Annotated in this window: 2 protein-coding genes and 2 pseudogenes; all 4 read left to right on the forward strand. The window is 42.0% G+C overall.

Annotated elements, in window-relative coordinates; translation table 11 throughout:
- Nucleotides 1-123 precede the first annotated feature (123 nt).
- A pseudogene (locus tag ACYQ2O_RS11970) lies at nt 124-360 on the forward strand (ABC transporter permease subunit); the annotation flags it as partial.
- Nucleotides 361-948: a branched-chain amino acid ABC transporter permease gene (locus ACYQ2O_RS11975; protein WP_346023959.1), complete on the forward strand. Its 588-nt coding sequence runs from the start codon at nt 361-363 to the stop codon at nt 946-948. It begins immediately after the preceding pseudogene.
- Nucleotides 899-1,141 (forward strand): annotated as a pseudogene (locus tag ACYQ2O_RS11980) (ABC transporter ATP-binding protein); the annotation flags it as partial. The gene ACYQ2O_RS11975 and the pseudogene ACYQ2O_RS11980, both read left to right, overlap by 50 nt.
- Nucleotides 1,142-1,144: 3 nt before the next feature.
- Complete coding sequence (locus ACYQ2O_RS11985; RefSeq protein WP_346023960.1) at nt 1,145-1,777, forward strand: CBS and ACT domain-containing protein; 633 nt, start codon at nt 1,145-1,147, stop codon at nt 1,775-1,777.
- Nucleotides 1,778-2,034: the final 257 nt, after the last annotated feature.

The following is a 2,034-nucleotide window of genomic DNA, read 5'->3' on the forward strand; positions in this document are numbered from 1 at the left end:
GGGATAGTTTGGTAGTCGGATACCTACTATTTTACCGATAAATGAGGGAGGGGCAAGTGTTTTTTGTCTTTTCCTTGATAGAACAACGGTTATAGACCTTTAAGAACAAAAAAATTTGACAGTAACCCTATGCTTGGTGGGGGATATGGGATGAAAGCATTCGTTGCCGCTGTTATCGGGGGAATTGGATTAATCCCTGGAGCGGTACTGGGAGGCTATTTCATCGGCATGATTGAAGTCATGATTACAGCTTACGGTAACTCTATGATTCGAGATGCCGTTGTCTATATCATTTTAATTGTTATCCTACTCGTTCGTCCTGCTGGTTTACTTGGGAATAGCCAGACAGAGAAAGTGTAGGTGATTGGATTGAGATTATTGAATAAAGCCAATCTAGCCTGGGCAGGGACCATCCTTGCCTTGTTTCTAATCATTCAGATAAGCGTCACCACCGGTCTCATTTCTCCAGTTTACCAACAAACGCTGATTACTATTTTAATTAATATTATCTTAGCCGTTGGACTGAATTTAATCGTTGGATTCTCCGGTCAACTCGCCTTAGGACATGCCGGTTTCATGGCAATAGGAGCCTACGCGACTGGGATTATGACCCGTCAAACGCCTGGTTTAGGCAGTTTTTTACTCAGTGTGCTTGTCGGCATAATCTTATCGGGTATCGTAGCCTTTGCCGTCGGTTATCCCACTCTTCGTTTAAAAGGGGACTACTTAGCCATTGCCACACTCGGTGTCGGAGAAATTATTCGAGTAGCCATTTTAAATATGAGTGACCTGACAAATGGAGCAGCTGGGCTAAGTGGCATTCCCATTGCCTTAATGGATTGGCGACTCGCTTATCTCTTTATGGTTCTGGTTGTATTGATTATTTCGAATTACATTAATAGTAGCCATGGACGAACCGTCAACGGGACTGGCTCCTTTGTTTATTAAAGAAATCTTCAATATCATTGAAGAGATAAACGAAAGAGGGACGACCATTCTACTCGTTGAGCAAAATGCCAATAGTGCTTTAGGGATATCTGATAGAGGATATGTGATTGAAACAGGTAGTATCGTGGCAGAAGGGACAGGGGAAGAGCTGTTGGGCAGCGATGAAGTCCAGATGGCATATTTAGGAGGCTAAGAAATGAATGTAGGTCATTATATGACGAAAGATGTTGTAACAGTGACATCTGATGTCAAATTAGCAAAAGCAATAGATATAATGGATCGGAATCAATTTCATCGCCTTCCGGTCGTTGATGAGGGCGAATTTGTCGGTTTGATTACCGAACAGCTTATCTCGGAAAACTCCCCATCACACGTTTCCAGTTTGAGTATTTATGAAATGAATTATTTGTTTGATAAGGTCAGAGTGAAAGATATCATGATTAAAGATGCAGTCACCGCCACTCCAGATATGTTAATTGAGGCTGCAGCGGTACTCATGTCAGAAAGGAACATCACGGTTTTACCCGTTTTAAATCCTTTAAAAGAAGTCATTGGTATCATTACGCATAAGGATATTTTCAAAGCTCTTATCGACTTAACTGGATATCAGGAGGGTGGAACACGTGTGGTGATTGAATTGTCTGAAGATAAAGTCGGCATTATTGCCAGTATTTCTAAAACGCTGGCTGATCAGCACATCAACATCACTCACATGTTTGTCAGTCGCCCGGAAAACCGCGTCGAATTGACTATACAAACAGATGGTCCAAATGCTTACCAGACAAAACAAACGATTGAAAACCTAGGCTATACTGTTGTGAATGAGTAAGAAAAACAAACACCTTTGTCTTAATAAAACTGATTATGTCGCTCCTTTAAACTCACACTGTGAACTACCCACCACTTAAATCCTCCGGATTTTGAAGTGGGGGCTTCCTACGAACTCCATTCTTGTCTGAACAGGTTTCATGCAGACAGAGGAATCGGATATGGGTAGGCTCAAAAGGCAGTCCCTGCCTCATAGGTTTTCTTTTACTTGGCTAACGCCAAAAGGTTCTTGCTGGCATTGATGTCTCGGTCCAGATA

The organism is Alkalibacterium sp. m-11 (assembly GCF_054658155.1).